Source organism: Arthrobacter sunyaminii (assembly GCF_018866305.1).
Lineage (GTDB): Bacteria > Actinomycetota > Actinomycetes > Actinomycetales > Micrococcaceae > Arthrobacter_B > Arthrobacter_B sunyaminii.
Genome location: NZ_CP076456.1, coordinates 14,418 through 40,297, shown reverse-complemented (window position 1 = coordinate 40,297; position 25,880 = coordinate 14,418). Strand labels below are relative to the sequence as shown.

The following is a 25,880-nucleotide window of genomic DNA, read 5'->3' as shown; positions in this document are numbered from 1 at the left end:
ACGGGATTCCTCTTCTTCGCCCCGGGTGAACGTTCCCGAACGGCTAGGCCGGAGAGGTACGCCCAGGAACGGAACGTGAGCCGAACAGCAGGCCCAGTCCCACCATGGCGACCCCCAGGATCAGGTGGAGCCAGTTGTCCGCAGAGTTCACGGGAACAAAATTCCCTTCGGAGTGGTGCGGCACGATGAGTCCGTAAAGGAACAGCAGAAGATAGACGATGCCGCCGCCAATGAGGTAGGTCCGGGCCAGTTTGTTGGTTCGGGCCATGATCAGTCCGAGAAACCCGAACAGCAGGTGGACGATGTTGTGCAGTATGGACACTTGGAAAACACCCAGAAGCAGTGCTTCGGATTCAAACCCTGAAAGATAAAGGACGTCGTAGTTGGAGGTGATTCCGGGAACGAAGCCCAGAACACCGATCAGGATGAAGATAATGCCGAAATACCAGGAGGCTCGCTGTGCATTGGTGCGGCGGAGTGACCTGCCGCGGATGGGATAGGACATTGGAAACTCCTTTTATGCCTTGGCGACATGTGTTGCCGGCCGCGGCCGGCTAGTGCTCAACGCGTATCCCCCGGAGCGAATAATTCCTCAACTGTTGCACAATCACCAGATCATGGGAAGCATGCTTAGCATCCTGAACTGACCGGCACCGAAAGGGCTCACCCATCATGGTTTTCGCTCCTCGCACCGCAATCGTCACCGGCTCCGACTCCGGAATCGGCAGGGCCACCGCGGTGGCCCTCGCAGCAGCAGGAATGGATGTGGGCATCACCTGGCACACCGATGAGCAGGGGGCCAGGGAGACATCGCAGGAAGTGCGCGCCCTCGGCCGAAAGTCGGTCACAGCACGGCTGGACACCACGGACCTTCCGGGTTGCGGGCAGGTCATTGACCACCTTGCGGCGGAGTTGGGATCACTGGACGTGTTCGTCAACAACGCCGGCACCGGGGACGGCAAACCTTTCCTCGAGCTGGACTTTCCCACCTGGATGGACACCCTGAACACCAACCTCAACGGAGCCTTTGTCTGCCTGCAGCACGCCGCCAAAAAAATGGTGGCATCAGGCCGGGAAGGGCGCCTGATCGCCGTGACCAGCGTTCATGAAACCCAGCCGCGGGTGGGCTCGGCAGCCTACACGGCATCCAAGCACGGGCTGGGCGGCCTCATGAAGGTCATGGCCCTTGAACTTGGCCGGTACGGGATCACCGTAAACTCGGTGGCTCCCGGCGAAATCGCCACCCCCATGACGGACCAGCATGACGATGACCCGCACCGGGCGGAGCGTCCCGGCATACCACTGGGCAGGCCCGGCGACGCCCGCGAGATCGCCGCCGTTGTCGCCTTTCTTGCCTCCCCGGCCGCCAGCTACGTCACCGGTGCCTCCTGGCCCGTTGACGGCGGGATGCTGCAGATGGGGCCGCAGGGCGGCTCGCACATTGCCTCCACCGACTGGATGGAGGCCTGACCATGGAGAGTCTCTGGCTGTCCACTGCCCCGCCCGTCCCCTCCGACCCGTTTATTCCCTCTGCGGAATATGACGTCGTGGTGGCCGGAGCCGGCCTGACCGGACTTGCGGCTGCGTTGCTGCTGGCCCGCAGCGGCCAGAAGGTTGCGGTGCTGGAGGCCCGGCAGGTTGGAGCGGTGACCTCGGGGAACACCACGGCAAAGGTCTCCCTGCTCCAAGGTGTTCAGCTGTCCACCATCGCCTCCCACCAAGGAGCCGACGCCGTCCGCGACTATGTGAACGCCAACCGGGCAGGCCAGGACTGGCTGCTCCGTTTCTGCCGCGATCATGGGGTGGACCACGACATCCGCACCGCCTACACCTATGCCCTCAGCGAGAAGGGCCGGCAGAGTTTGGAGGCTGAGTTTTCAGCCGCCACAGCGGCCGGCTTGTCACCGCAGATGACACTGGAAACCGAACTGCCGTTTGAAGTCTCCGGAGCCCTGGAACTGCCCGGACAGGCACAGATCCATCCCTTGCAGGCGCTGGCAGCACTGGCTGCGGAACTGCAGGCGGCGGGAGGGACCCTGGTCCAGGGGATCCGGGTCACCGGAGCAGGCAAGGCGGCGGACAATCGGGTCCGCGTCCTGACTCCCTCCGGTTCCGTGTCAGCACGCCATCTGGTGCTGGCCACCGGAATACCAATCCTGGACCGCGGCGGTTATTTCGCGAGGCTCCTGCCGCTGCGTTCCTACGCAATGGCCCATCCGATCCGCGGAGCGGTGCCGCAGGGAATGTACTTGTCCGTTGACTCCCCCTCACGGTCCCTGCGTACGGCCCGTGTCGGCGGAACGGATTACCTCATTTCCGGCGGGAACGGCCACGCCGTCGGACGCCATCCGCATCCACAGTCGCTGGTGGAGGACCTGTCACGGTGGACCACACATCATTTTGCGGTGGCGGATCCCATTTATGCGTGGTCCGCCCAAGACTATGAGCCCGCCTCCGGAGTGCCCTATGTGGGGCAGGTTCCTTTTGGTGACGGCAGCATTTTCGCGGCGACCGGTTTCAACAAATGGGGCATGACCAACGCAGTGGCCGCCGCCCTTGCACTGAGCCAGGCCATCGCCCCTGCGGCGGAGGGCGACGGGGCTCTTAACTGGTACCAGCCGAAACTTTCCTCCCGCGATGTTCTTACCGCCGTGCGGGACAACGCCGAAGTGGGGCTTGAAATGCTGGCCGGCTGGGCGTCATCGCTGGCCGGGGCGGACGAATCCGCCCCGCCCGAGGGCCAGGGAAAGGTTGTGCGCAAGAATCTGCGGCCTGTGGGTATCTGTACCGTGGACGGCGAAATATCCAGGGTCTCTGCGGTTTGCCCGCATCTGGGCGGCGTGCTTGCCTGGAACGACGCCGAGGCATCCTGGGACTGCCCGCTGCACGGTTCACGGTTTGCAGCGGACGGCAGGCTGCTGGAAGGCCCAGCGGTCCGGGGGCTGGACCGCGGCTGATCCGCCAACCCCCGGACGGTGAAACTAGAGCCCTGCCCGCGGACCGCCTGATTCCGGATCGTCCATGGCGGGATCCGCCTCAGGCGCCGCGGCCAGGGGAGAGGTCGAGGTGACGGGTGCATCGGGCACCGTGGGAGGGGCGTCGACGTTGCCCCGCCAGGAACCTGTGGCAGCACCCTGAGACTCAATAAATTCCTTGAAAGCCTTCAGATCTGACTTGACCTGCCGGTCATCTGCTCCGACCACGGAGCCCACTTTCTCAATGAAGGTTTCCGGATCCCAGTCCAGCTGAACGGTCACCCGGGTTTCCTCGTCTCCAAGCCGGTGAAAGGTCACCACCCCGGCGTGTGTGGTTCCGTCCGTGCTCTTCCAGGCGACCCGCTCGTCCGGATGCTGTTCGGTGATTTCCGTATCGAAAACCCGCTCCACTCCGCCGATCTTCGTTACCCAATGGTTGTTGGTTTCCGAAGTCTGGGTAATGGATTCCACTCCGCTCATAAACTGGGGAAATGATTCAAACTGGGTCCACTGGTTGTATGCCGTGGACACGGGAACTGCAACGTCAATGGACTCTTCTACGGTGGTCATGGAGGTCCCTACGGTAGGCGGATCGTGCCGGTTGGAAGCGAAAATTCCGCTTCGGGCCCTTCACGCTACCGAACGGACACACCGACTTCAAGGAGAAGGTAAGCTTACTTAGGTTGGCGGCTGCGGCCGGGGCTCCACACCGGAAACCCGGGAGAACACAGCCGTCCTTCGTCAACAGATTTCGTCAACATTGGAGGAAACGTGAAGGCATCCAAAGAACTGACCACCAATCTGCAGGCCGTCCTCGTAGACCTCATTGAGCTGCACCTGCAGGGCAAGCAGGCACACTGGAACGTTGTGGGCAAGAACTTCCGCGACCTTCACCTGCAGCTCGATGAAATCATCGAAGACGCCCGGCTCTTCGCAGATGAACTGGCCGAGCGCATGCGCGCGCTGGGAGCCATCCCCGACGGCCGGAGTGTTGCAGTGGCCGAAGGCACCTCGCTTGCCCCGTTCCCCGCGGGTCTCGTGGACACCAAGGACACCGTCACCCTGACGGTCGCCATGCTGAACGCGGCCGTGGGCACCATGCGTGAGGTGCACGACCAGGTGGACGAGGAAGACCCCACCACCGCTGACATCCTGCACGGCTTCATCGGCAAGCTCGAGCAGTACGCCTGGATGGTGGACGCCGAGAACATCAAGGCCACTGCCAAAGTGGTTACCCCCGAAGACGCAAATACCCAGCCGACCGTCTAACACCGGCACTCCGGCGGCCGGCTCTTCCCTCCGGGAGGAGCCGGCCGCTGCTGTTTGCCGCGCCTTTCCCCGCACGAATGCCGAGCCCGGGCAGGCTTAGGCCACTGCCGTCCGGACCTCCTCCAGCAGCTCCGCCATCTGCTTCATCGCCTCATCCGCGTCGCCGACGGCCACTGCCCCGGCCACAAGCTCGTGGCCCCGCAGAGCCACCTCGCGCGGATGATTGGGCATGCGGCCCTGGTGAGTGCGCCCGGTCAGGACTTCCGCGACCACCTCGTCAAGGGAAGCGAACATTTCGTTTCCGCTGGAGCGCAGCAACAGGGTGTGGAAGGCAATGTCGGCGGCGAGAAACTCTTCCAGCTCGCCCGCTTCCCCCAGCACCCGCATGCGTGCCGCCAGTTCCACCAGCGCGGACCGCTCCGTTTCCCCGGCATGCCGGGCAGCGCCGGCGGCCGCCATAGGCTCCACCGCCACCCGCAGTTCCGTCAGTGTCCGGAACTGGCCGTCCCTGCCCGGACCGCTCAAACGCCAGCGGATAATGCGCGAATCAAAAACATTCCAGTGGGACGGGTCTTGGACCACAATGCCAATGCGGCGTTTGGAATACACCAGATTCATGGACTCGAGGATCCGCATACAGTCCCGCACCACGGTCCGCGAGACACCAAATTCCTCCTGCAGCCCCTCCAGGGTCAGCCGGTCTCCGGGTTGAAGCGTTCCGGCCACGACATCCGCTCCGATGGCATCGATTATGGCCCCGTTCAGGACCGCTGCCGCCGCCCGCGGAGGCTCCCTGGTGTCCACGCTGTTCCCCTGACTTTCAAACGTGCAATGTTGATTCGGTTTTCCGAACCGGGTTCCGCAATGCCAATAAGGCGTGTCCTTCAACGGCAGTGACCCGAAATCTGCGCTGAACCAGCCTAACGTGAGCATTGGTGTTATCAATCACTTATATGGTGATACCTTTGTCCTGCAGATCACTTCGGAGGGGGCCAGCCCGCTTCCGGCGACAACGGCGTCCAAGGAGAAATATGAGCCCCGCCCCGCAGCACCTGGTCATTATGGGTGTGTCCGGTTCAGGCAAGACCACCATCTCCACTCTCCTTTCGGAGCATTTGGGCTGGATTGCGGCTGAAGCGGACGAATTCCATTCCGAAGCCAACATTGCCAAGATGGCGTCCGGCACCCCCCTGACCGATGAGGACCGCTGGCCCTGGCTGGATTCCATCCGGAACTGGATGGACACCCAGGCAGAAAACGGACGGTCCACCATCGTCACCTGTTCCGCGCTGAAGCGTGCGTACCGGGACGTCCTGGCCTCCGCTTCCGGACAGCTGCACTTTGTCCACCTCAACGGCGACGCCGAGGTACTGCGTGAGCGGATGAAGACCCGCAGCGGCCATTTCATGCCCGCATCGCTGCTGCCTTCCCAGATCAACACCCTGGAACCGCTGTCCGAGGACGAACCCGGGATTGTCATCGACATCCTCCACTCACCTGCAGAGATCGCCGCAGACATCCTCGACAGGCTTGACCTGCCGGCGAACTAACCCCGCCCCCCCTCCCCGCTCCGGCACATTTGCGCCGCAGCCACTTCCAACAGTCACTCATTTAGTAACGGAGCTAAACCCATGACAATTGAAGGCTGGTCCCAAACCCTCGGTGCGGGCCCCCTCCTCCTGATCGCCGGCGGAGCCATTGCACTGCTGCTGTTCCTGATTCTGAAGCTGCGCCTGCACGCCTTCGTGTCCCTGATCCTGGTCAGCCTGCTGACTGCTTTCGCCACCGGAATCCCCACCGGCAGCGTTGTCACCGTCCTGACCGGCAGCTTCGGATCAACACTGGCCACAGTCGCCCTGCTCGTGGGTCTGGGTGCCATGCTGGGCCGGCTGGTGGAAACCAGCGGCGGCGCCAAGGTCCTGGCCGACACCATGATCCGGATCTTCGGCGAGAAACGCGCTCCCTTTGCCCTGGGCGTCGCCTCACTGATTTTCGGCTTCCCGATCTTCTTTGACGCCGGCCTTGTGGTCATGCTCCCCGTGATCTTCTCGGTGGCACGGCGGCTCGGCGGCGGCGTACTCCGCTACGGCCTGCCCGCAGCCGGCGCCTTCTCTGTCATGCACGTCTTTGTACCCCCGCACCCCGGCCCCGTCACCGCCTCCGGGTTCTTTGAAGCCAACATCGGCGCCGTCCTGATCCTCGGCCTCATTATTGCCCTGCCCACCTGGTACCTCACCTCCTACCTGTTCGGCCTCTGGGCCGGCAAAAAGTTCGTCCTGCCGGTGCCTGCCGTGCTCGGTGAGATCGACGACGACGAGATCAAGAACCCGCCGAAGTTCGGCACCGTGGTGGCCGTGCTGCTGCTGCCCCTGATCCTTATCTTCCTGAACACCGGACTGAACACCCTGGCCTCGGCCGGAGTAGTCTCCGCCGAAGCCGCCGAGCAGTCCTGGTTCGCGTTCCTGCGCACCCTGGGCGAAACGCCGGTGGCACTGCTCATCTCCCTCCTCGTGGCCTGCGTGGTCCTGGGCACCCGGCGCGGCGAATCCAAGACCGCCATCGAAAAGGTACTCGAGTCCGCTCTGGGCCCGGTCTGCTCGGTCATCCTGATCACCGGCGCCGGCGGCATGTTCGGCGGCGTCCTGCGCACCTCCGGCATCGGTGCCGCACTGGGCGATGTCCTCAGCGACCTCGGTGTCCCGCTGATCCTGGCCGGCTTCCTTATCGCCGCAATCCTCCGCATCGCCCAGGGCTCGGCCACGGTCGCCCTGACCACTGCAGCCGCCCTGATTGCTCCCGGCGTGCTGGAATCCGGCTACAACACCGTCCAGACCGCGGCCATGGTCGTGGCCGTTGCCGCCGGCTCCGTGGTGGTCAGCCACGTCAACGACTCCGGTTTCTGGCTGGTGGGGCGCTTCATGGGCATGGATGTGAAAACCACACTGAAGACGTGGACCGTGCTGGAAACGCTGATCGGCGTCATGGGCTTCGCCCTGGCAGCGCTGGCCTTCGGACTGGCTTCGCTGGCCTAACCGGCGAAACGACGACGGCGGGGCACCTTCGCGGGTGCCCCGCCGTCGTCGTTCCCCGGGGGCTCTTGATGCCCCTGTGCCTGGAGTGTCAGTGGTGCATGAAAACATGAGAAGTTACGAAAGTTTTCGGTGCTTCACACCGCCCTAGGGAAGGACCCCACGCACCATGATGGGTGGTCATCACGCAGCATCAGGCGCCGCAGCCTGGATTGCCGTCGCTTCAACCGCACCGCACGCCCTCGGCTGGTATCCGGTTACGCCGCTGGGCGTGGTCACCGGCGCACTGCTTACCGCCGGTGCCGCCCTGCTTCCGGATTTGGATCACCACAGCGGAACCATTGCCCATTCCCTGCCGCCGGTCACGAAGATCCTGGCCCGGATCACTGAACAGGTCAGCGGCGGGCACCGGCGCGGCACGCACTCCCTGCTGGGCCTTGCCGTGTTCGTGGCCCTGTCCACCGCGCTGGGCAAGGTCACGGCCGACGTGCCGTTGTTCGGTTCGGTGGCGGTGGGTGCGGGCCTGCTGTCGGTGCTGCTCATGGGCTTTGCCCTGAAAGCGCTAAAAATTGCTGGCGGTCCTGCCCGCAGCTGGCTGCTGGCACTGTCCTTGTCCGCCTTCATTGCCGTCTACGCGCCGGAAAACAATGACTGGCTGCCCGTCGCCGTCGGACTGGGTGTCGCCGTGCACATCCTCGGGGACCTGCTGACCCATCAGGGTGTCATGATTCTGTGGCCGCTGCGGATCAAGCGCCCACGCTCTCTGGCCGGCATCCCCGTGCTCAACAAGCTCTGGCGGAGCAGCGGCTGCATGTCACTGCCCCTGATCGGCGCCGCCGGGTCCTGGCGGGAATGGGCCCTGATGGTTCCGGTGACCGTGTACGCCATGTACGGAGTGGTCCACGCCGCTTTCTTTGCCCTGGCCCAGTGGGCATCTGGGTAAAACACCGGACCGGGCCAACAGCCTGCCGTTAGAATAGTTCGCTCCTGTGAACGATAATGGAGGTTGTGGAACTAGCCCTGTTAGCTGTCATCGGCGTGGCTCTCATAGTCACTGTCGCCGCCTTCTCCAAGCGCCTGGGCATTGCCGCGCCCTTGATCCTGGTGGTGGTCGGGCTGGGACTGTCCTATCTGCCGGGGCTGCCCACGTTTACGGTGCCGCATGACGTCATCCTGATGGGTGTGCTGCCCCCGCTGCTCTATGCGGCAGCGGTCAACGTTCCGGTGGTGGATTTCCGGCGCAACTTCGGTGCCATTTCCAGCCTGTCGGTGTTTTTGGTCCTGTTCTCCGCCTTCGCAACAGGGTTGCTGCTGTACATTCTGCTGCCGAATCTGAACTTCGCCGCCGCCGTCGCGCTGGGTGCCGTGGTAAGTCCGCCGGACGCCGTAGCCGCCACTTCAATCGGCAAGAAACTCGGCCTGCCGCCGCGGCTGGTAACGGTTTTGGAAGGCGAGGGACTGGTCAATGACGCCACCGCGCTGGTTCTGCTGCGCTCCGCTATCGCGGCCAGCGCCGGTGGCTTGGCCAGCGTCTGGGACGGTGTCGCGGACTTTGGCTTTGCCGTGGTGGCCGCCGTCGTCGTGGGCCTGCTGGTGGGATTCGTTACGGTGTTCATCCGTTCCAAGCTCCATGATCCCGTGCTGGACACCGCTATTTCCTTTGTGGTTCCTTTCCTTGCCTTCATTCCCGCGGAGGAGCTCGGCGCTTCCGGCGTTCTGGCCGTGGTGGTGGCCGGGCTGTACACGGGCCACCGCGCGGGAGCGGCTTTCAGCGCACAGGCCCGGATCAATGACAGCGTCAATTGGCACACGGTCCAGTTCCTGCTGGAAAACGGCGTTTTCCTGCTGATGGGACTCGAGATCCGCTTTCTGGTTGAAAACGTCGATCCCGCGCTGCTGACCGTCCGGGAAGCGGTAATGATCGGCTTGGCTGTCACCGCGCTGCTGATCGTGATTCGCTTCGCGTGGATGGGCCCCCTCATCCTGTTCCTGCGCGCCAAGGTCGGATATCAGGAGCGCCGCACCAGCCGCTTCCGGACGGCACTGGACAGAATGTCGGCAAGAGGACTGGCCGACGCCCGCACCCAGCGCCGCCATACCCGCGGCGAAGAACTGTACCGAAGGCGCCAGGCGGACATCGCCCAACTCCGCAGCGAAGGACTGGACTGGCGCGGCGGCGTCGTCATCGGCTGGTCCGGAATGCGCGGAGTAGTAACTCTGGCCGCCGCGCAGTCCCTGCCGGAAGCCACTCCCTATCGGGAACAGCTAGTCCTCATCGCCTTCACGGTGGCCGTGGTGACCCTGCTGCTGCAGGGCGGGACCCTGCCCTGGGTTATCCAAATGCTGGGTGTCCGCGGACGCAACGCCGCGGAGGACCAGCGGGATCTGGCCACATTGCTGGACCAGATCAGCGACGCGGGCCTTAAGGTTCTGGAAGACCCGGCCAAGTGCCTGGACCAGGATACAGACGTGGACCCGGACGTGGTGGAACGGGTGCGCCAGAGCACCTTCCTGCGCAGCGAACTCGCGTGGGAACGCGTCAAGGCGCTGGGCATCGGCACTTCACCCACCCCCCAGCTGCAGTACCGTGAACTTCGCCGTGCCGTTGTAGACGCGGAGCGGAACGCGCTGCTGCAGGCCCGCCGGGAGGGACATTTCCCCTCGCGTACCCTCGCTGATGCCCAGCGGCTGCTGGATCTGGAGGAATCCCGGCTCAGGCCGCGGCTGGGTGAGCACTAACGGCCTGAGCGCCGGGGTGCGGTCCGGGCTAATCCTGGTGGAGTTGAATATAGTTTCCGCAGCCGTCGTCGAACACGGCCTGGGTTCCCATGGCATCCGTGGACGGAGGCCCGGTGAACCGGACTCCCAATGCACTGAGGCGCTCCATTTCGGCTTGGACATCATCAACGCCCAGCACCACCGCGGGCAGTCCCATGCCGTAGACGCCGGTGCGGTAGGCCTCAGCGACGGGATGGTCACTGGGCTCCAGAAGCAGACCGGGCCCGTCAGGAATATTAGGCGCCTGGACGATGAAGAGGTTGTACTCCGGCAGCACCATCAGCGGCTCAAAGCCCAGGGTGCCGGTGTAGAAGTCAAAAGCGGCGGCCGGATCAATCACGTGGATACTGCTCATCTTTACGCGCATGGGCGAAAGAATACTCCCGGCGTTGCCGCCGGAGCGGCAGAAACCAAAAACAGGTACCGGTTTCCCCTAGCGGCTCCGGCGCGTCCGGCCGCCCTTGGTGCCGCTGCCCTTCTTCGCCGTGCCGCCCCTGGCCGCGGCTCCGCCCTTGGCGCCGGTGCGTCCGGCAGACTTCGACGCCGGTTTCCCGCCGGACCCCGGCTTCTCCCCGCTCCGGCTCTGCCGTTCCTTGGTGCGCTGCCGGGCGGTGGTTTTTTGCTCTTCCTGGACTGAGGGCTGGCGTGAGCTGTTCGCCGTGCGCCCGCGAACAATCCCTACAAACTCCTCAATACCGGGATCTTGGGCATCTTCAAGCCACGCAACGGCAATCTTCGTGGCCGGGACGCCGCTGAGCGGCCGCGCAACAACGTCGCGGCGCGAATACAGCTTCGCAACGGACATCGGCAGGATCAAAAGGCCGGCACCCGAGGCCACTACTTCCATTCCGACGTCGGTGCTCCCCATATCCCGCAGGTCCAGCAGGTTCTCACCGGCCAGATCTGCCAGATCCAGCTCATCAAAGGCAGCAACGGCCGAATCCTTCGCCGCAGCCACCACCGGCCGCTCCTCGTAAAGGGCAATCACGCTCAGGTCCGCGGGCCGGACAAACCCCTGCTCCGGTACCCGCACAAACACCACATCCGCTTCACCGGCGCGCAGTTCGTCAAAGACCGTGTCCTCACCGCATTGATAGGAGACCAGTTCACGGTCGTGGCGCTCGGTCCACCGCCCAATCCATTTTCCGGGCGTCACACCGGGCACGTAGGCCACAGTCAGCGGACGAGCCGGGCGGGTTTGGCGGGGGTAAGCATCTTCAGGCACCTTTTCAGGTTAGCCCAGCCTGGTCCTCCTTCTTTCCGCCGCAGGCTGCACTCCCCCGTGAACTTCCCGTGCACCCGGGACCGGGCCTGCGGCGGATATCCTTGAAAGATGACTTCCGAGAAATCCCAATCCATGAAACCTGCCACGGCAGCCAAGAAACTGGGCATCTATCTGCCCGCAGCGCCGCAGGAGTTCCAGGACGGGCCCATCTCCCGCGCCCAGTTCGACGAGCTCCAGGCCAATCCGCCGCAGTGGCTCGTTGATCTTCGCCGCAACGGTCCCCATCCCCGTCCCGTGGTGGCCCAGAAACTCAACATCTCTATCAGCGGCCTCACCCGGTCGGGCATCACCGATGCGCTGACCACTGCTGAGATCACCGCACTGCTGGCCGCACCGCCGGCATGGCTGGTCCAGGAAAGGGCGAGCTTCGCGGCTGTCCGCGACGAAGCCAAGCGCGTTAAGGAAGCAGAAGCCAAGAAGGCCAGGAAGGCAGAGCAGGCCGCACAGCAGGCCAACAAACAGGGCTAACTGCCAGCGTCCTGTCCGTGTGCTGCTCCCCCCGGCCCGGGGAACAGCACACGGACCAGGACATAAAAAAATCACCCCGGTTTCTTCAACCGGGGTGATTCTGTTTGTGCGCGAGGGGGGATTTGAACCCCCACGCCCTTTCGGACACTGGCACCTGAAGCCAGCGCGTCTGCCGTTCCGCCACTCGCGCAAAAATGGTTTCCCTCGGTGAGTGTGCATTCAGTCTCACGACCTTCTGCGTCTCAATTCCTCGGGAACAGCAGAATCAAGCATACCCACAATTTCCCCAAACACCTAAACGGCCGTCCGGGGACGCCAAGTTCCCCGCCGTGACGCGGATTTTGCGGCCCCAGCAGCCGTGGATCCGGACGGGCAGGAGCCCTCCGCCCCAGAGATCCCGGCCGTTTCGCCGCAGGGGAACCGTCGTGAAGCCGTTACGTTGTTTGTTGGGAGAGATGAGTAGTATCGAAGAGGAGCTTTGTATCCTTGGCCTGCCTTGGAGACGCTCCGGATTCAACCGGACAGTCCGGACAGAGGATAGGGAAGGAGGCGAACATGGGCTTACTCGATAACGTTGAACGCGGCATCGAAAAAGTTGTACGAGGTGCCTTCTCCACAGGGTCTTCAGGCCGGGTGGAACCCCTTGAGCTGGCCATCGCCCTGCGGCGCGAACTTGATGAGCGTTCCTTCACCGTGGGGCAGGGACGAACACTGGCACCTAATGTCTTCACTGCCCGCCTGTCCGATGCAGACTTCCAGCGTGCCCAGGAGTGGGGGGCCCCGCTGGCCGAGGAGCTGTGCGATGTGGTCATTAAGCACGCCAGGAGCCAGTCGTACACCCTTCAGGGTCCGGTGCGGGTGTCCTTCACCCGCGATTCATCGCTGAAAGCCGGAGTGCTGGAGGTTGACTCCGCCACAGAAAAGGCGGGCAGTCCTGCACCGCGTCAGCCGGCCCCGCCCGCCCCGCGCCAGACACCCGCCCGCATGCAGCCGGTCCTGGACATCGACGGGCAGCGGTATTCACTCAATGCTCCGTCCGTGGTGCTCGGACGCTCCTCCGAAGCCGATATCCTCGTTGATGACACCGGCGTATCCCGCCGGCATCTTGAAATCCGCACCGAAAACGGTGTTAGCCGCGCCATCGACCTTGGCTCCACAAACGGAAGCTTCGTCAACGGCCAAAAAGTACAAGGGGAAGCAGATCTCACGGATGGTTCAACGATCGCGATGGGCCGCACCCGCATCACCTTCCGCCTCCTTCCTGTTCGGACCGGAGGACGTTAGTGGACGGTAGTTTGGTTTTGACCCTGCTCCGGTACGGGTTCCTGCTCCTGCTGTGGCTCATGGTGATCAGTGTTGTCGGTGCCATCCGGCGTGATTTGGTGGTGGGAAGCCGCAACCGCACCGGCACACCCACTGCCCGGCAGATCCGCAAGAATCCCGAATTGGAGAAGCAGGTCCCCGCCCCGGCAAAACTCCCCGCACGTCAGGTTTTCGTGACGGAAGGTCCCCTGCGCGGCACCACCCTGGAGCTGGCCTCAAGCCCCATTCTTCTGGGCCGCGCGCAGGAAGCAACGCTCGTGCTCGAAGACGACTATGCCTCAGGCCGGCACGCCCGCCTGTTCCCCCAGGGAAGCCGCTGGTTTATTGAAGATCTTGGATCCACCAACGGCACCTTCCTGGGCGGCAGCCAGCTCACGCGCGCCCTGCCGGTGGAACCCGGGGTTCCTATCCGCATCGGTAAGACGGTCCTTGAGTTGAGGCCCTAACCGTGGCTCTGGTCCTCAAATACGCAGCACGGTCCGATGTGGGCATGGTTCGTCTGAAGAATGACGATTCCGCCTATGTCGGCCGCTATCTTGCCGTTGTTGCCGACGGCATGGGCGGCCATGCCGGCGGCAACGTCGCTTCCGCTTCCACCGTCCTGGATCTGGTGCACCTGGACCGCGGAGCGCACGACGACGAACCCCTCACCGTGCTCGCAGACGAGATTCAGGCGGCGAATTCGCTGCTCTCGGAACTGGTGACCACCAGCCCGCAGCTGTCCGGCATGGGAACAACGGTGACCGCACTCCTGCTCCACGGGAACAGGTTTGCCTTCGCCCACATCGGCGATTCACGCGCCTACCGCCTCAAAGACGGTGTTTTTGAGCAGATCAGCATTGACCATACTTTTGTCCAGCGGCTGATCGACGAGGGCCGCCTTCGACCCGAAGAAGCCGAAGTCCACCCCCACAAGAATGTCCTGATGCGCGTTCTGGGCGACGTGGATGCCAGTCCCGAACTTGATCTGGCCACCTTTGAAGTGGAGCCGGGCGAAAAATGGCTCCTGTGCTCCGACGGGCTGACCGCGGTCCTGAGGGACTCCGACATAGAGAACGTCCTGCGGGGCACCAGCGACCTCCAGCGCTGCGTCGACACCCTGGTTGAGCTCACCCTCTCCGGAGGCTCACCTGACAACGTGACGGTTGCCGTCCTGGAAATCGAAGAAGTTCCGGATGATTCCCCGGCGGCGGATGTGCCCGTCTCCGCACCAGGCGCCGCAGGCACTGAATCGCCCGCTGTTGCCTTGACGGAACGGGATCCGGGAGACTCGGAGGCAGACGACGACGAACCCGCCCGGGCGGAGCTGATCCGCCAGGACCTTTCCTCACGTCCCCACATTCTGGTGGGTGCAGCATCCCTTGCCACCGAGACCGGCCAGATCCCGATTGTCACCAAGCGCTCTGCCGAGCGCCGTGCAGCCCGTCTGCTGACCCACAAGGCGCCCCCCGGGTCAGAGCCGGCCGCCCCTGAGCAACCCGAAGCGGCGCCGAAGCGCCGCTGGATTGTCCCGGCGTTCCTTGCCCTGCTGGCGGTTCTGCTCGCGGCTGTTCTCTGGGTTGGCTACACCTGGACCCAAACCCGCTACTACGTGGGTTCCAGTGACAGCAACGTCGCTATTTACAACGGCGTCTCCCAGTCCCTTGGCCCCATCAAGCTTTCCTCCGTCACAGAGCAGACCGACATCCCCCTGGACAGCCTGCCGGAATACCAGCGCAACCGGGTTGAGGGCACCATTCCCGCCAAGGACCTGCTGCATGCCGAGCAAATTGTTGAAGACCTCCGGGGCACCGCGCGCATCAACAGCTGCGGCCCCTCCGCTCCTGCTACACCGGTGAAGGCCACCGCCAGTCCCGTTCCCAGCCCCACGGCGTCCGCCGGATCCACCGCGGCCGCCCAGTCCGCTGCCGATCCCGACAACTGCGGAGGGCGGAAGTAATGTCTGATGTGCTGACAGTGCCCAAACCCCGGCGCAACATCGAGGCCCTACTGCTGCTCCTTGCCCTCCTTGTGGGCGTTGGCGCCAACATGGTGGTTGGCCTGGACCAGGACCGTGCCTTCGACTCGGATTTCTGGACCCAGGGAGCCACCCTCGTGGGACTGGTTCTTGCCTTCCACATAGTCCTCCGGATCCGTGCTAAATATGCCGACCCGGTAATACTTCCGATCGTCACGGCGCTCAACGGAATCGGCCTCGCCATGATCCACCGCCTGGACATCGCGAACAACGAGACCGCCGCTGACCGGCAGCTGCTCTGGAGCGCCGTCGCCGTCGCCGCGGCAATCGCCGTGTTCTTTGTCATCAAGGACCACCGGATCCTTCGCCGGTACACCTATATTTCACTGATCGTCAGCGCCATCCTCCTGCTCCTGCCTCTGACACCCATCGGACTGGAACTCAACGGCGCGCGCATTTGGATCCAGGTTGGCTCCGGAACATTCCAGCCCGGAGAAATCGCTAAAATCACCCTCGCTATATTCTTTGCCGGGTATCTATCCACCAACCGCGACCTCATCCTGCTGGCCGGCCGAAAGGTAGGCCCGCTGCAGCTGCCCCGGTTCAAGGACCTTGGCCCCATGATCGCGGCCTGGCTCGTCAGCATCGGAGTGCTGGTCCTGCAGCGCGATCTGGGGTCCTCCATCCTGTTCTTCGGCCTTTTCATGGCGATGATCTACGTGGCCACGAGCCGCGTCAGCTGGGTCCTCATCGGTGTTGCCCTGCTCACCGCAGGCGGCCTTGTTGCCATGCAGCTCTTCAGCCACGTCGCACTGCGGATCGACGGCTGGATCAACGCCTTCGACCCGGAGGTTATCGACCGTCCGGGCGGCAGCTGGCAGGTGGTCCAGGGCCTGTTTGGCCTGGCCAGCGGCGGACTCGCCGGAACCGGACTGGGACAGGGCCGGCCTGATCTGGTCATCTACGCCAATTCAGACATGATCATTGCCGCCCTGGGCGAAGAACTCGGCCTCATCGGCATCTTCGCCATCGTGCTGCTGTACGTGCTCCTGGTCTCCCGCGGATTCCGTGCAGCCCTGGGGACCCGTGACGGGTTCGGCAAACTGCTGGCCTGCGGATTGTCCTTCACCATCGCGCTGCAGTGCTTCGTGGTGATCGGCGGCGTGACCCGCCTGATCCCGCTGACCGGGCTGACCACGCCGTTCATGTCCGCCGGCGGCTCCTCGCTGCTGGCCAACTGGATCATTGTTGCCCTGCTGCTGCTGATCTCCGAGGCCGCCCGGCGCCCGGCCGCGATGGGCCCGATGCGCGGTCCCATGGTTCCAGCCATGCAGGATGCCGGTGCAGAGCCGGCCCCGCGCAAACGCTCACTGAGGAAAAAGGAGGCAAGCGGCTCATGAATCAAGCCATCCGGAACAGCTGGATCGTGGCCCTGTCCATGTTTGTCCTCATTCTCGGTTCACTAACCTACGTCCAGTTCTTTGCAGCCGAAGAACTCAACGCGAACCCGAACAACAACCGTACGATCTATAAGAACTTCGGCCAGAACCGCGGCTCAATTCTGGTGGACGGGGCGCCGATCGCGGAATCGGTGCCTTCGGGCGACCAGTTCAACTTCCAGCGCGTGTACTACGAGCCGGAACTGTATTCGCAGCTCACCGGGTACTTCTCCCTGGTCAGCGGCGTCACGCAGCTGGAGCGGGTTATGGACAAGGAACTGACCGGAACCAGTGACCAGCAGTTCTACGACCGCCTGGTGCAGCTCGTTTCCGGAAACCAGCCCCAGGGTGCCTCTGTTGAGCTGACAATCGATCCCGAACTGCAGCGCCTGGCCTATGACCTCATTCCTGAAGGGCAGAAGGGCTCCATCGTCATGATGGAGCCGAAGACCGGGAATATCCTGGCCATGGTTTCCAAGCCCAGCTATGACACCAACCTCCTGGCCGGCCACGACACCAAGGTCGTGGAGCAGAACATGCAGGAGCTGCTCACGGTGGAAGGCTTGTCCCCCTACACCAATGCCGCCACCGAATCGCTGCTGGCACCCGGCTCGGTTTTCAAGCTCGTAGATGCCGCCGCAGCGCTGGAGTCGGGTGACTTCAACGCTGATTCACAGATCGACAATCCCTCGGCCCTTCCCCTTCCAGGCACGAACATTTCCCTGCCGAACTACACGAACGGAAACTGCGGCACCCGCTCCGAGGCCACCATCGGGTTTGCCCTGGAACAGTCCTGCAACACCGTTTTTGCCCAGATTGCCTGGGACCTCGGTGAAGAGGCGATCGTGACCCAGGCGGAGAAGTTCGGCTGGAACACCGCCCTGCACCTCCCCGAGCGCGGTATCGACCGGGTGGTAGCCAGCGGCTTCCCCACGGAACTGGACCAGGCGCAGCTGGCCCAGGCATCGATCGGGCAGTACAGCGTCACGGCCACGCCGCTTCAAATCGCCATGATGTCCGCGGCCATAGCCAACAACGGCGTGCAGATGACCCCCAATCTCATCCGCAACGTCCGGGCCGCCGATCTGTCCATCATCGACGAGCCGGAACCCGAGGTCCTGAACACTTCAGTGAGCCCGGAAACCGCCCGTCAGCTCACCGATTGGATGGTTGGCGTCGTGGACAACGGCACCGCGTCCGCAGCGCAGATTCCCGGCGTGAAGGTGGCCGGCAAAACCGGCACGGCGGAAGTGGAGGGCCGTGGCGATAATGCCTGGTTCACCGGCTTCGCACCCGCTGACAACCCCGAAGTGGTCATTTCCGTCGTCATGGAAGACGTGGAACTGACCACCGGAGCCCAATTGACCACTCCAAGCGCGCAGAAACTCCTAGAGGCGGTGTTGAATAAGTGAGGCCTACATCGGGAATCACCTTAGGCGGCAGATTCCAGCTCACCGACCGTATTGCCATTGGCGGTATGGGTGAAGTCTGGAAGGCACGGGACCTGGTCCTGGGCCGCATTGTTGCCATTAAGATCCTCAAGGAGGAGTACACCGGCGACCCCGGGTTCCTCAACCGGTTCCGGGCCGAGGCGCGCCACACTGCCCTCCTGAACCACGAGGGCATCGCCAATGTCTTTGACTACGGCGAAGAGGAAGGTTCGGCGTACCTGGTCATGGAGCTGGTGCCCGGCCTGCCGCTTTCCTCCATCATCGAACGCGACAAGAGCCTCCCGCCGGACCGCGCCCTCTCCATTATTGGGCAGACCGCCACCGCGCTGGCTGCAGCCCACAAGCAGGGACTGGTCCACCGCGACGTCAAGCCCGGCAACCTGCTGATCCTGCCCGACGGCCGGGTCAAGATCACCGACTTCGGCATTGCCCGCCTCGCCGACCAGGTGCCGCTGACCGCTACCGGCCAGGTGATGGGCACGGCCCAGTACCTGGCACCCGAACAGGCCACCGGGCAGCAGGCCACCGGTTCCAGTGACATCTACGCGCTTGGTGTCATCGGCTACGAGCTGCTGGCCGGAACCCGCCCCTTCTCCGGCGAATCCCAGATCGCCATTGCCCTGGCCCAGGTCAATGACACGCCGCCTCCGCTGCCCGAGAGCATTCCGCTTCCGGTGCGTGCGCTGATCATGTCCATGCTGGCCAAGGATCCGGCGGACCGGCCGTCCGACGCCGAAGCCCTGGCCCGCGCCGTCGCCGCCATCCGCCGCGGAGACATCACTGCTGCCGAAGCTGCCGTGCCCGGCATGCTGCTCTTCGGCGGCGGCGGAGCAACTGCCGTTGACGACGCCGTCACCGCCCCGGTCCCGACAGCCGGCACTTCCGCTACCCGCGTAGTGAACACCACGCCTTCCACGTCAGCCCTTCCCACCGTTGCAGGGGCAGCAGTGGGGGCAGACGACGCCACCGGCGAAGTAGCGGCGTCACGCGACTGGACCGATGAAGAAGTCGACGACGTCGACGACGCAGGCGATGACGGTGGAACCGGTGACGAAGCGCCGGCAAAGCGCCGCAGCCCGTGGACCATTCCGCTCATCGCCCTGCTGGTGCTGCTGGTGGGGGCGGCGGTTGCCGCCGTTGTACTGACGGGAAACAATGATGACGATCCCGCCCCGGCTCCGGCCACCAGTTCAGCGGCTCCCAGCCCCAGCACCACCTCCCGGTCCGCTTCGGCCACTCCCACGGAGGAGGACGACGAGGGTATCCCCGTGAACGCCGCCAGCTACATCGGCCGCAGCTATGACGAAGTCCAGGCAGAACTGACCAACCTGGGACTGGCCGTCAGCCGGCTTGACGAGCCGTCTTCGGACTACCCCGAAGGCATTGTTACCGGCGTCAATCCCGTCGGTCCGCTGCCCGCCGGCACCCTGGTAACGGTTACGGTGTCAACCGGACCGGAGGAAGAGGAGGAGTCCACCCCCACGCAGTCGATGACAACCGTGCCCGGCGGTCTGACCGGCCAGACGGCCAACGCTGTCGAACAGCTGATCACCGCTGCCGGCCTCGTACCGGTCAACGGCGGCACCCAGCCGTCCAGCCAGCCGCAGGGAACCGTGCTGGCCGTAAACCCGTCCGAGGGTGCACCCCTGCCGCAGGGTTCCACGGTCACGTACTTCACCTCCGAGGGTCCCGCAGTGGAGACGACTGCTCCGACAAGCGTGCCTGAACCCACGGCCACCACCGCAGACACTGCCCCGGCGCAGCCCAACACAGCAACTTCGGCCGGGTAAGCGGACATGAGCGCTGAATTCCTTAAAGGACACCCCACACTGAACACAGAACGGGTACTCAACGACCGTTACGAGATCGGCGAGCTCATTGGGCGCGGCGGCATGGCTGACGTGTACCTGGGCCGTGACATCAGGCTGGGCCGTTCCGTTGCCATTAAGGTTCTGCGCCCTGATCTCGCCCGCGATCCGCTTTTCCAGTCCAGGTTCAGGCGTGAGGCCCAGGCCGTCGCAGGACTGAACCACCCCGCCGTCGTCAGCGTCTACGACACCGGTGATCAGGAATCCCCCGGAGCCTCTCCCGAGGATGTGCGCCTGCCCTTCATCGTGATGGAGTATGTCCCGGGCCGCACTATCCGGGAGCTGGTCAAGAGCGGCGAAATCACCACCGAAAAGGCGGTCGATTACGCCCTCGGAGTCCTTTCCGCACTGGAATACAGCCACCGGTCAGGAATCGTGCACCGGGACATCAAACCCGCCAACGTCATGGTGACCTCCGACGGCGGCGTCAAGGTCATGGATTTCGGGATCGCCCGGGCCATGGCTGACTCCGCTGCCACCATGACGCAGACCCAGGCGGTTATCGGCACCGCGCAGTATCTGTCGCCGGAACAGGCCCGCGGAGAAACCGTGGATGCCCGCAGCGACCTGTACTCGGCTGCCTGCCTGCTCTTTGAAATGCTCGCGGGACGTCCGCCTTTCATCGGCGACAGTCCGGTCTCCGTGGCGTACCAGCATGTCCGGGAAGTCCCGCCGGCAGCCAGCAGCTTCAACCCGGAGATACCGGCGGCACTTGATGCCGTACTCAAACGCGGCCTGGCCAAGGACCGTGCTGACCGTTACCAGGACGCCCACGAGTTCCGCGAGGCGCTCCTACGCGCCCGGAGCGGGGCTCCTGCCGCCGATGATCCGTCCCCTGCCACCCATCCGACCGAGGCACTGACAGTGTCCCCCGCCAAACGTCGCGCCGTGGATGTCAGCCCGATTGAGGACGAACCCAGGACCCGGGCCATGGCCCGGGTCCAGTCCGGCGGACCGCTCACCACTGCTCCGGACGAGGCAGGCAACCACGACGGCGATATGCCGGCGGCACTGGCCATCGGCAACACCGGAGACCGGGATCCGGACCAGAAGGCCCGGCGCCGGGCATGGATCACCACGCTGATCATTGTTCTGATTCTTCTGCTCGGAGCCGGTTCGGTGATGGCCTACAACATGCTCAATCCCAAGGAAACCGCACCGGTAACCAAGGTGATGCCCAACGTCCAGTCCAAGACGCAGACAGATGCCCTGAACATCATCATGGACGCCGGCTTTGGGCCGCCCACCATCGAGCCGCAGTACAGCGACACAGTGAAGGCCGGCCTGGCCATCGGAACCGAGCCCGAGGGCGGTACCGATGTTCCGGTGGACCGCAAGGTCACCCTGTTCATCTCGCAGGGGCCGTCAACGGTCGTGATTCCGGACCTGGCCGGGAAGACCGAGCCGGAAGCCCGGGATACCCTCCGATCCCTTGGTCTGCAGGGCGGAACCACAAACGAAGCCAACAGCGCCACGGTGGCCGCCGGCAGGGTCCTGTCCACCACTCCCGCCACCGGGGCATCCGTCCCGCCGGGAACCACGGTGGATCTCGTGCTGTCCACCGGCAATGTGACGGTCCCGGATCTGGTGGGGTCCCCGCTGGAGAACGCGCAGATCATCTTGGCGGATCCGACCCTGCAGCTGACCTTCACCGTCAACGAGGTCGAGAGCGCTTTGGTGGAGCCGGGCATCGTGATGGAGCAGAGTATTCCCGCCGGCATGGACGTCGAGCAGGGCGCCACGATCTCCCTGACAGTGGCAAAGGCGCCCGCGGAACCCACTAAGGAGCCTTCGCCGAGCACCACCGCTTCCCCGGATCCTTCGCCGTCCGAACCGGCGAAAAAGAAGAAGGACGACTAACCGGAGGCTCAGTGCGGGGAGTTTTCCCGTGTCGTGGACATCAAAGGGCTGAGGGTAGCGGCATGCTCTGCAGCTCCGGCCAAACCCAGGCTTTCCAGCCAGTTGCCCAGCATCTGGTATCCGCCCTCGGTCAGGACGGATTCGGGGTGGAATTGAACGCCTGACAGGGGAGCCGAGATATGTTTCAGGCCCATAATGATGCCGCTGTCCGTCCGTGCCGTGACCTCGAGGTCCCCGGGAATGGTGTCGGCGACAGCGGCCAGTGAGTGGTAGCGCGTTGCTGTCACAGGACTGGGCAGACCGCGGAACACATCTGTGCCCTCGTGCCGGACCGAAGACGTCTTGCCGTGCATCAGTTCCGGGGCATGGGTAACGGTGCCCCCGTATGCCTCGGCCAGAGCCTGGTGTCCCAAACAGATGCCCAGCATGGGTTTGCTGTTTTCTCCGCACCAGCGGATCAAATCGACGCACACCCCTGCTTCGGCAGGTGCTCCGGGGCCCGGTGATACCAGAACACCGTCGCGGGCGGAGGCCAGTTCGATCGCTTCCGGCAGACTCACGTCGTCGTTGCGCACCACTGTGGTTTCGGCTCCAAGCTGCTGCAGATATCCCACCAGCGTGTAGACAAAGCTGTCGTAGTTGTCGACGACCAGAATGCGGATGGTGCTCATGGGGCTAGGAACCTTCAATCGTGGAATCAGTGAGGGGACTGAGGAAGCTGAATTCGGAGAACCACGGGAAAACCCACGTCATCAGCAGGAGCACCGCACCGGCGATCAGCACGAGGGCGATGAGGATACGGGTCCAGAGGGGACCCGGGAGGCTCCGAAAGATCCAACCGTACATTTAGCCTGCTCCTTGGGCATTATGGGCAACCTGGGGTGCTATCTCTGCCGGGGGACCGGCAGAGAGCGGCTGCCACGAGTCCATGACCGCGTACGCAATGATGCGTTCCTCGGCGCCGAACCGGGGATTGCAGCTGGTCATGGTGAGGAACCGTTCGGTGGGCACCGCAGCCGGCTGCGTCGGCACCGGCGCGATCACGTCCACCCGGTCCGGCAGGACAATTTGGTTGTTGCGGTAGACGTAGCTGTAATAGCCGTCCTTGGTCTGAACATAAATTTTATCGCCCGGGACCAGGGTGTGGATGGCGTCAAGTACCTGCCCGTGGGTTTGGCGGTGTCCTGCCACTGCAAAGTTGCCCACTTCACCGGGCATCGCAGTTGAGGGGTAATGACCCAGCCCCAGCGAATCCAGCACCGCGGTTCCCACTCCGCTTGTCACCGGGCGTGAGTAAGTCTCTCCGAACCGCGGAATGTAAACCACGGCAAAGGTGCGGCCCTCCTCTTCGATGGCAGGAAGGACCGCAGGGTCTCCGTAATCAGGATTGTCCGCTGCCGGCTCCGGCACCGGCTCCACCGGGCCGTCGAACTCCGCGAACAGGTTGCCCACAGCCTGGTCCTGCTTGCGGTTGGCGTCGATGTTGGTCCACCAGAGCTCCCACACCACGTACAGGACCAGGAGCAGCCCCAGGGTAATAAGCAGCTCGCCAAGAATTTGGATAATCCATTGGCCGGGGCTGCGCCCCTGCCGGCGGTTGCGGGCGCCGTGCGACCCCACGGGAGCGTGAGCTTCCCTGCGAGACATGGCCACGGTTCCCCTTTCCAGAAGTAGATGCGGGCCGGCGCAGACGGCGCGCATACGCCGCGCCATTCGCTACGATGATTACAAGGGAAACAGCCAGGTGCGGTGGCGCCCCCAGTCAGGATACAGCCGGGCAGCAGCCCGGTGCGGCAGCACTGCACCCACGGCCCCGCCATGACCGTACCGACCGGCGTCCAAGAGCCGGTTCCGCTAGGAGGATCCGTGCCCGAGTCCAAGTCCCGCAAGAAACCCGCAGCTGCACCGCCCGCCGCCAAGGCCTCGTCAGCTCCGAAGCCGAATCCGGTCTGGTACAAGCCCGTCATGTTTGGCCTGATGATTATTGGCCTGCTGTGGATTATCGTCTTCTACATTTCCCAGGGTGCCTATCCGGTTCCGGCGCTCGGCGGCGGCAATATCCTGGTGGGATTCGGCATTGCCATTGTTGGCTTCCTGATGACCACGCGCTGGCGCTGACCAGCTGCACCAGTACCCTGTCCGCCTCCGCTGCCTTCCGCAGCGGAGGCGTTTTCTTTCTCTGCCTGTGCAGAAACCTTGTACACACTCTGTGCACAGAGTTATCCACAGGTGTGTGTAACTTTTCCCGTACAAGTGGGGAAATCCGCGCAGTCTCGGGGCTGAGAGTTATCCACAACTGTGGAATTACATGTGTGTAACTTCTTTTTGCCTCTGGATAACCTGTTCATAGCCATCCATCGACCCTGTGGATAACTCTGAGTCATCCGTGGAGAGCACCACGGACCCGGCCCGCCTGATCCGGTGCGGAGGCGCCGCAGCTCACCTGAAATCAATGCCGCGGGGGCTTAATCGCCGCAGGTTTGCCGTACCGCAGCCCCGGGAATGAGCGGCCGCAGCCGATGGACTCCGCCGAGTTATTAACACTGTGGGTATCCCTGTGGATAACACCAGGCCGGCTGTGGATCACCGAACCGCCGCTGGAAGCGTCAGATAAGACCCTTGGCTGCCGCCAGCACCGCGGAAATAATACATAGGAACACCACGATTGAGGCCAGGCCGCCAAACTGCACGAGGTTCCGGTTCTTCCCCTTGGGCGCGTAGACCAGGACCGCCGCGCAGGCGATACCTGTCAGCAATCCGCCCAGGTGCGCCTGCCACGCAATATTGGGCACAAAGAATCCCAGCGCAAAGTTGACCGCCAGCAGGATCAGCACGCTTCGCACGCTGGCCCGGCGCTGCAGCAGCACCACCAGCAGGGCGCCAAAGAGGCCAAAGATGGCCCCCGATGCACCAACAACCGGCTGGTTGATGGGGCTGAGCAGCAGCACGCCCACCGATCCGCCCAGTGCGGACACGAGATACAGCAGAGCGAAACGTAACCTGCCCAGCGCCGGCTCCAGTCCCTGGCCCAGGAACCAGAGGGCGTAGAGATTGAAGGCTATGTGCAGTATTCCGGAAGGGGAGTGCAGGAACGCTGAGGACAGCATCCGCCAGGGCTCGATTCCGGTGTACAGCGGTGCGTACCAGAGCTCGTAGGTGAACGGCGGGTAGAAGAACTGGATGGCGAAGAAGATGCCGCAGATGACCATCAGGGTGATGGTGACTACCGGCTTTCCAGTGGAGACCTTTCCGCCGTAGGGGGTGCGGTAGGCAGGTGACTGGCGCCGGCTTTCCGAAAAGCAGTCCGCACACTGGATGCCCACCGGCGCCGTGTGCTGGCACTCAGGACAGGCCGGACGGCCGCAGCGCTGGCAGCGGATGTAGCTGATCCGATCCGGATGACGCGGACAGACCGGCACCTGTGAGGCAGGTGTTTCAGCAGGCACTCCATACGACATTTGCGTTTACTCCCAGAGAGAAATGAGGCCAGATGAACGAAAGGCCCCGGCCGAAGTTTCCGACCGGGGCATCCGTGAACTGGTTAGAGCTGTTCGACGGTGATGCTGTTGATGACAACGTCTTCGGCCGGCTTGTCGCGCATATCGGTGGCGACTGCGTTGAGCTGGTCGACCAGGGCGCGTGATTCGTCGTCGGCTACCTCGCCGAAGATGGTGTGCTTGCCCTGGAGCCAGGTGGTCGGGACCGAAGTGATGAAGAACTGTGAACCGTTGGTTCCGCGGCCCATCTGGATTCCGGCGTTCGCCATGGCCAGCTTGTACGGGGTGGAGAAGTCCAGGTCCGGGTTGATCTCGTCATCGAACTGGTAGCCCGGTCCGCCGGTGCCGCGGCCCAGAGGATCGCCGCCCTGGATCATGAAGTCCTTGATGATGCGGTGGAAGATGGTGCCGTCATACAGCGGGCGGCTGGTCTTCTCACCCGTCGCCGGGTCGGTCCACTCGATTTCACCGGTGGCCAGGCCAACAAAGTTCTTGACGGTCTTGGGCGCATGGTTGCCGAAGAGGTTCACCTTGATGTCGCCCATGGACGTGTGGATGGTCGCAATTGCGGTAGGAATAGCAGTCATATGCAACATTCTTCCACGGCAGGGCAGCAGACGGGCAGAATTTCGCCGGTTCAGCGCACAGTGAAAAGTCCGCCCCGCCCAGCCCGTCAATAGC

General features: G+C 63.7%; 25 protein-coding genes, 1 tRNA gene and 1 pseudogene. 16 read left to right on the top strand and 11 right to left on the bottom strand.

The window, feature by feature from the left end:
* Positions 1-43: 43 nt before the first annotated feature.
* On the bottom strand, positions 44-505 hold the full coding sequence (locus KG104_RS00200; RefSeq protein WP_207348138.1) for a DUF4383 domain-containing protein: 462 nt from the start codon (positions 503-505) through the stop codon (positions 44-46).
* Between the two features lie 167 nt (positions 506-672).
* Between KG104_RS00200 and KG104_RS00195 the strand changes: the two genes are divergently transcribed.
* Positions 673-1,470, top strand: coding sequence for an SDR family oxidoreductase (locus tag KG104_RS00195; RefSeq protein WP_207348139.1), 798 nt, complete (start codon positions 673-675; stop codon positions 1,468-1,470).
* A gap of 2 nt (positions 1,471-1,472) precedes the next feature.
* Entirely contained in the window at positions 1,473-2,957 is a 1,485-nt protein-coding gene (locus tag KG104_RS00190) for an FAD-dependent oxidoreductase (protein WP_207348140.1), read from the top strand.
* A 138-nt stretch (positions 2,958-3,095) separates the two neighbouring features.
* Here the strand turns inward: KG104_RS00190 and KG104_RS00185 are convergent.
* Positions 3,096-3,545 (bottom strand): annotated as a pseudogene (locus KG104_RS00185) (SRPBCC family protein); the annotation flags it as partial.
* A gap of 201 nt (positions 3,546-3,746) precedes the next feature.
* On the opposite strand from KG104_RS00185, the gene KG104_RS00180 reads away from it, so the two are divergent.
* Complete coding sequence (locus KG104_RS00180; protein ID WP_207348142.1) at positions 3,747-4,244, top strand: Dps family protein; 498 nt, start codon at positions 3,747-3,749, stop codon at positions 4,242-4,244.
* Between the two features lie 96 nt (positions 4,245-4,340).
* Here KG104_RS00180 and KG104_RS00175 read toward each other — a convergent pair whose 3' ends face one another.
* The gene (locus KG104_RS00175) at positions 4,341-5,048 is read right to left on the bottom strand and encodes a FadR/GntR family transcriptional regulator (protein WP_237688634.1); all 708 of its coding nucleotides are present in this window, start codon (positions 5,046-5,048) and stop codon (positions 4,341-4,343) included.
* A 227-nt stretch (positions 5,049-5,275) separates the two neighbouring features.
* On the opposite strand from KG104_RS00175, the gene KG104_RS00170 reads away from it, so the two are divergent.
* The 4 genes from KG104_RS00170 (at position 5,276) to KG104_RS00155 (ending at position 10,012) form a co-directional block, all read left to right on the top strand.
* The gene (locus tag KG104_RS00170; protein ID WP_104053498.1) at positions 5,276-5,794 is read left to right on the top strand and encodes a gluconokinase; all 519 of its coding nucleotides are present in this window, start codon (positions 5,276-5,278) and stop codon (positions 5,792-5,794) included.
* 81 nt (positions 5,795-5,875) lie between these two features.
* A complete protein-coding gene (locus KG104_RS00165) occupies positions 5,876-7,276 on the top strand; it encodes a GntP family permease (protein WP_207348144.1) in 1,401 nt (466 codons plus the stop codon).
* 166 nt (positions 7,277-7,442) lie between these two features.
* Positions 7,443-8,216: a metal-dependent hydrolase gene (locus KG104_RS00160; protein ID WP_207348145.1), complete on the top strand. Its 774-nt coding sequence runs from the start codon at positions 7,443-7,445 to the stop codon at positions 8,214-8,216.
* A 56-nt stretch (positions 8,217-8,272) separates the two neighbouring features.
* Positions 8,273-10,012 carry a cation:proton antiporter gene (locus KG104_RS00155; RefSeq protein ID WP_237685537.1) on the top strand — a complete coding sequence of 580 codons (1,740 nt, stop codon included), beginning with the start codon at positions 8,273-8,275 and terminating at the stop codon, positions 10,010-10,012.
* 28 nt (positions 10,013-10,040) lie between these two features.
* Here KG104_RS00155 and KG104_RS00150 read toward each other — a convergent pair whose 3' ends face one another.
* Complete coding sequence (locus KG104_RS00150; protein WP_104053496.1) at positions 10,041-10,418, bottom strand: VOC family protein; 378 nt, start codon at positions 10,416-10,418, stop codon at positions 10,041-10,043.
* Between the two features lie 66 nt (positions 10,419-10,484).
* Complete coding sequence (locus KG104_RS00145; protein ID WP_104053495.1) at positions 10,485-11,276, bottom strand: LysR substrate-binding domain-containing protein; 792 nt, start codon at positions 11,274-11,276, stop codon at positions 10,485-10,487.
* 108 nt (positions 11,277-11,384) lie between these two features.
* On the opposite strand from KG104_RS00145, the gene KG104_RS00140 reads away from it, so the two are divergent.
* Complete coding sequence (locus KG104_RS00140) at positions 11,385-11,804, top strand: DUF5997 family protein (RefSeq protein ID WP_104053494.1); 420 nt, start codon at positions 11,385-11,387, stop codon at positions 11,802-11,804.
* A 107-nt stretch (positions 11,805-11,911) separates the two neighbouring features.
* Here the strand turns inward: KG104_RS00140 and KG104_RS00135 are convergent.
* Positions 11,912-11,994 (bottom strand) — tRNA-Leu (locus KG104_RS00135).
* Between the two features lie 365 nt (positions 11,995-12,359).
* On the opposite strand from KG104_RS00135, the gene KG104_RS00130 reads away from it, so the two are divergent.
* From KG104_RS00130 to pknB, 7 genes are read left to right on the top strand one after another with little or no spacing between them, the layout of a single operon-like run.
* A complete protein-coding gene (locus tag KG104_RS00130; protein ID WP_104053493.1) occupies positions 12,360-13,088 on the top strand; it encodes an FhaA domain-containing protein in 729 nt (242 codons plus the stop codon).
* Positions 13,089-13,099: 11 nt separating this feature from the next.
* Positions 13,100-13,573, top strand: coding sequence for an FHA domain-containing protein FhaB/FipA (locus KG104_RS00125; protein ID WP_420481769.1), 474 nt, complete (start codon positions 13,100-13,102; stop codon positions 13,571-13,573).
* 44 nt (positions 13,574-13,617) lie between these two features.
* Positions 13,618-15,066 (top strand): PP2C family protein-serine/threonine phosphatase, encoded by a 1,449-nt coding sequence (locus KG104_RS00120; RefSeq protein ID WP_207348313.1) that lies wholly within the window; start codon positions 13,618-13,620, stop codon positions 15,064-15,066.
* Positions 15,066-16,484: an FtsW/RodA/SpoVE family cell cycle protein gene (locus tag KG104_RS00115; RefSeq protein ID WP_207348146.1), complete on the top strand. Its 1,419-nt coding sequence runs from the start codon at positions 15,066-15,068 to the stop codon at positions 16,482-16,484. Before KG104_RS00120 ends, KG104_RS00115 begins: the two co-directional genes overlap by 1 nt.
* Positions 16,481-17,935: a peptidoglycan D,D-transpeptidase FtsI family protein gene (locus tag KG104_RS00110; RefSeq protein ID WP_104053491.1), complete on the top strand. Its 1,455-nt coding sequence runs from the start codon at positions 16,481-16,483 to the stop codon at positions 17,933-17,935. Before KG104_RS00115 ends, KG104_RS00110 begins: the two co-directional genes overlap by 4 nt.
* On the top strand, positions 17,932-19,764 hold the full coding sequence (locus tag KG104_RS00105; protein ID WP_104053490.1) for a protein kinase domain-containing protein: 1,833 nt from the start codon (positions 17,932-17,934) through the stop codon (positions 19,762-19,764). Before KG104_RS00110 ends, KG104_RS00105 begins: the two co-directional genes overlap by 4 nt.
* 6 nt (positions 19,765-19,770) lie before the next feature.
* A complete protein-coding gene (gene pknB / locus KG104_RS00100) occupies positions 19,771-21,702 on the top strand; it encodes a Stk1 family PASTA domain-containing Ser/Thr kinase (protein ID WP_207348147.1) in 1,932 nt (643 codons plus the stop codon).
* 8 nt (positions 21,703-21,710) lie between these two features.
* On the opposite strand, the gene KG104_RS00095 is transcribed toward pknB, so the two are convergent.
* The 3 genes from KG104_RS00095 to KG104_RS00085 are packed head-to-tail and all read right to left on the bottom strand — an operon-like array spanning position 21,711 to position 23,349.
* Positions 21,711-22,373, bottom strand: coding sequence for an aminodeoxychorismate/anthranilate synthase component II (locus tag KG104_RS00095; RefSeq protein ID WP_207348148.1), 663 nt, complete (start codon positions 22,371-22,373; stop codon positions 21,711-21,713).
* A gap of 4 nt (positions 22,374-22,377) precedes the next feature.
* On the bottom strand, positions 22,378-22,548 hold the full coding sequence (locus KG104_RS00090; protein ID WP_181032189.1) for a hypothetical protein: 171 nt from the start codon (positions 22,546-22,548) through the stop codon (positions 22,378-22,380).
* Entirely contained in the window at positions 22,549-23,349 is an 801-nt protein-coding gene (locus KG104_RS00085) for a class E sortase (protein WP_207348149.1), read from the bottom strand.
* Between the two features lie 219 nt (positions 23,350-23,568).
* Here KG104_RS00085 and KG104_RS00080 point away from each other — a divergent pair, with 219 nt between their 5' ends.
* Positions 23,569-23,820 (top strand): cell division protein CrgA, encoded by a 252-nt coding sequence (locus tag KG104_RS00080; protein ID WP_104053487.1) that lies wholly within the window; start codon positions 23,569-23,571, stop codon positions 23,818-23,820.
* Between the two features lie 488 nt (positions 23,821-24,308).
* On the opposite strand, the gene KG104_RS00075 is transcribed toward KG104_RS00080, so the two are convergent.
* Together KG104_RS00075 and KG104_RS00070 are read right to left on the bottom strand one after the other, a co-directional pair.
* Positions 24,309-25,025, bottom strand: a complete 717-nt coding sequence (locus KG104_RS00075) for a rhomboid family intramembrane serine protease (RefSeq protein ID WP_307859007.1) — start codon at positions 25,023-25,025, stop codon at positions 24,309-24,311.
* Between the two features lie 218 nt (positions 25,026-25,243).
* Positions 25,244-25,786, bottom strand: coding sequence for a peptidylprolyl isomerase (locus KG104_RS00070; RefSeq protein WP_104053485.1), 543 nt, complete (start codon positions 25,784-25,786; stop codon positions 25,244-25,246).
* Positions 25,787-25,880 lie beyond the last annotated feature (94 nt).